This is a genomic window from Caulobacter sp. B11 (assembly GCF_002737765.1).
Lineage (GTDB): Bacteria > Pseudomonadota > Alphaproteobacteria > Caulobacterales > Caulobacteraceae > Caulobacter.
In genome coordinates, this window is sequence record NZ_PEGG01000227.1 from 1 (window position 1) to 3,266 (window position 3,266).

General features: G+C 66.0%; 1 protein-coding gene. It reads left to right on the plus strand.

All coding sequences use genetic code 11. The annotated features are described in order from the left end of the window. Window positions 1-3,266, plus strand: a 3,266-nt coding sequence (locus CSW58_RS14090) for a hypothetical protein (protein ID WP_201721632.1), incomplete at both ends; no start/stop codon positions are given.

Sequence of the window (3,266 nt, forward strand, 5' to 3'; positions counted from 1 at the left end):
GGCTGATGCGGTTCTGTCGCCCGCCATCGACGATCTGGCCGCCTTCACCGCAACCCTTGACCCGACCTATCCCTACGGCGCGAACCACACGCTGAACGTCGACGGCCGGATCGACGGCGGCGCGACCACGGGCGTGCTCCTCGACGGCCTGCCCGGCGCCGCGGGATATAGCGGCCCCACCCTGACCCTCACGGTTGGCGCGACAGGCGTGATCGATGGCGCGACGGCGATCCAGGCTCGCGCCGGCAGCGCCTGGGCCAATGCGACTGTGACGCTCGACAACAGCGGCCTGATCCGCTCGACGACCGGTTCGGCGCTGGTCGCCGGCGACTATGCCGGCTTCCAGACGGTCACCAACCGCCAGGGCGGGTTCATCGGCGGCATTGATGCAGCGGTGGGTATGCTAAACAACGCCGGCCTGATCGATGGCGGAAGCAACAGCGCCTATCGAAGCGGTCCCGCGAACGGTCGCCCCTACGCCGGCGAGGTCGACAACAGCGGCGTGATCCAGTCGAACGGCGCCGCCGCGACCCTCGATTTCGCCCAGACCGGTGGGTTCATCGTCAACACCGGCCTCATCACCAATCTCGGGACGGGACCCGCGGTCAACGCGGCGTTTGCCTTCTCGCTCAGGAATGAGGTCGGCGGCGTGGTTTCGTCGGGCGGTCCGATCGCCATCCAGTTGGCCGACTCGCAGACGATCTGGAACCGCGGGACCATCATCGGCTCGGTCGTTAACACTGGGCCCTTCTATTACTCTGATAATCTGTTCGACAACGTCGGCGGCACCGTCCAGGGCGACATCCTGCTCGGCGCCTTGGACGACGTCCTGATCGTCGATTTGAACTTCGCGACCGGCGCCATTCAAGGCGTGACAGGGCGCATCGACGGCGGCGGCGGGACCAACACCCTTGTGGCGAACCTCGCCGAGGACGCGATATTGGACGGCCTGGTGGGCCGGCTGGTCCGACCGACCAACTTCCAGACGTTCCAGGTCAAACTGAGCAATGACGCGACCGCGACCTTCAACACCGACGCCCTGAACGACGTGACGTTCACGGGCTCCGGCACCGTCATCTCGAACGCCGACCTCATCACCACCCGGGGCCTGCAACTCTCGACCCCGGACAATTCCTACTCGCAGTTCAATTTCGTCAACAACGGCGACATCCACTTCACCGTCGATCCGTTGGCGACGGGCTACTGGGCGTCGAACACATTCGCCTTGGTGGCCGACGGGCCCAAGTCCTTCACCAACAACGGCGACGTCGTCGCGCGGGGCGGGGGCAACGGCCTGCTGACCTACAACACGGGGCAGACCGCCTTCGTCAACAACGGCGCCATCACCGCCGACGACGTCGGCGTGGTGTCGAACGGCCTGTTCGAAAACCATGGCGCCATCCTGTCGCGGACCACCGGCGTCCGCCACAGCGGCGGGTACGACAACGCCTTCGTGAACACAGGCTCTATCGAAGGCGTGACCGTCGGCGTGGAGCTGAGCGGTTCGCTGGCCAACACCGGCACGGTCAAGGCGACCACAGGCGCCGCCGTGATCTTGTCAGATTCGACCGTGGAAAACCTGGTCGGCGGCGTGATCACCGGCCCTGTCGCCATCACCAGTGCGTTCGCCTCATCCTTCAACCAGGTCAGCAATGCGGGCGTGATCAACGGCGACGTGGACTTCAGCGTCGCCACGGCTTTCGGCTCGCGCGATAGCTACACCGACGACGGCGGGACCCTGAACGGCAATCTCCTGCTCGGCGGCGACGACGACGTCTTCATCACCGACCTGAGCCGGTATGTGGCCGGTCGCTTCACTGGCGTGACCGGCACGGTCGACGCCGGCGCCGGGGTCGACCGACTGGTGCTGCGTCTGGACCCCGCAACAACGGCCACCGTGAAGCTGGCCACGGGCTTCGAAGCCCTAGGTCTGGTGCTGAAAAACGGCGCCTCCGCCAAGATCACGGTCGCCGACGCCCTGAGCGACACGCTCAACATCACCGGCGAAGGCTCGCTGGATCTGACCGCCAACATCACCACAAACTGGTCCAACGCCATTGCCCTGTCGGGTAACTACGGCCAGGCCTGGGACGCCGAGGGTCCGCAATCGATCATCAGCCGTGGCGCGATCGTCTACACCCAAACGGGCGGCTATCCCTCCAACGGGACGACGAACAACGCCATCAGCCTGCACAATCAGGCCAGGTTCGAGAACGCCGGGAGCCTCTCGGTCAGGGGCTCGGGTGGCGCCTTCGCCACGGTGAGCGCCATCCGCGGCGGCGCCGCGGTGACCAATTCCGGCTCGATCGTCCTGAGCGGCGCGGCGGGGGTGAACGGCGCGTGGGTCGTGAACAACAGCGGCAGCATCACCCAGGCCGCCGACGGTCTTTCGTCGATCGGCGTCAAGAACGCGGCCAGCTTGGACAACAGCGGAAGCATCGTCACCGGCGGTTACGCCGTCGAGATGTCCTATGACTATGACTCGTCGAACGGTCCGTTCACGATCACCAACTCCGGCGTGATCAAGAGCTTTGGGTCCGATGCGATCCACGCCGAGTTTGGCGCCTTGACCGTGACGAACAAGGCGGGGGGTGAGATCACCAGCCTCACCGGCGCCGCCATCTTGGGCGCGGCCTACAACCCGGTCGTCGTCTACAACAAAGGCGTCATCAACGGCGCCATCGCCCTCTCGTATGGCCAGGATCAGGTCGAGAACTACGGGACCATCAACGGCGCGGTGAGCCTGGGCGAGGGCGACGACACCTTCATCCAGTGGGTGGGCGGCAGGATGAACGGCTCGGTGGACGCCGGCAACGGCCTAGACACCCTGGTCATCGACTCCACGGGCGGCGGCACGATCTCGACCGCGCAGTTCATCAACTTCGAGAGCTTCAAGCAGATCGGCGGCGGCAGCCTGAACTATGTGGGCGCCTTCGGGACCGGCCCCATCGTCCTGCAGGACAGTTCGGCGGTCGTTCTGGCCGGCGACAGCGTGGTCACCACGGGCGGCGTCACCTTCAGCGGCGGCTCGGGATCCGAGCACGTCACGATCGGCGGTTCGACCTCGGGCGGCATTTCGCTGGGCGACGGTGTCGACACGATCGTCAATCGCGGCGTCATCGGCGGATCCATCGCCCTGGGCGCCGGCGACGACACCTATACCGAAGGCTTAGGCTCGACGCTGAACGGCGCGATCAACGGCGGCGCGGGCCTTGACACCTATATCGCCGAGCTGGCCGGCAACCGTGTCGGCCTGCCCGGCCAGT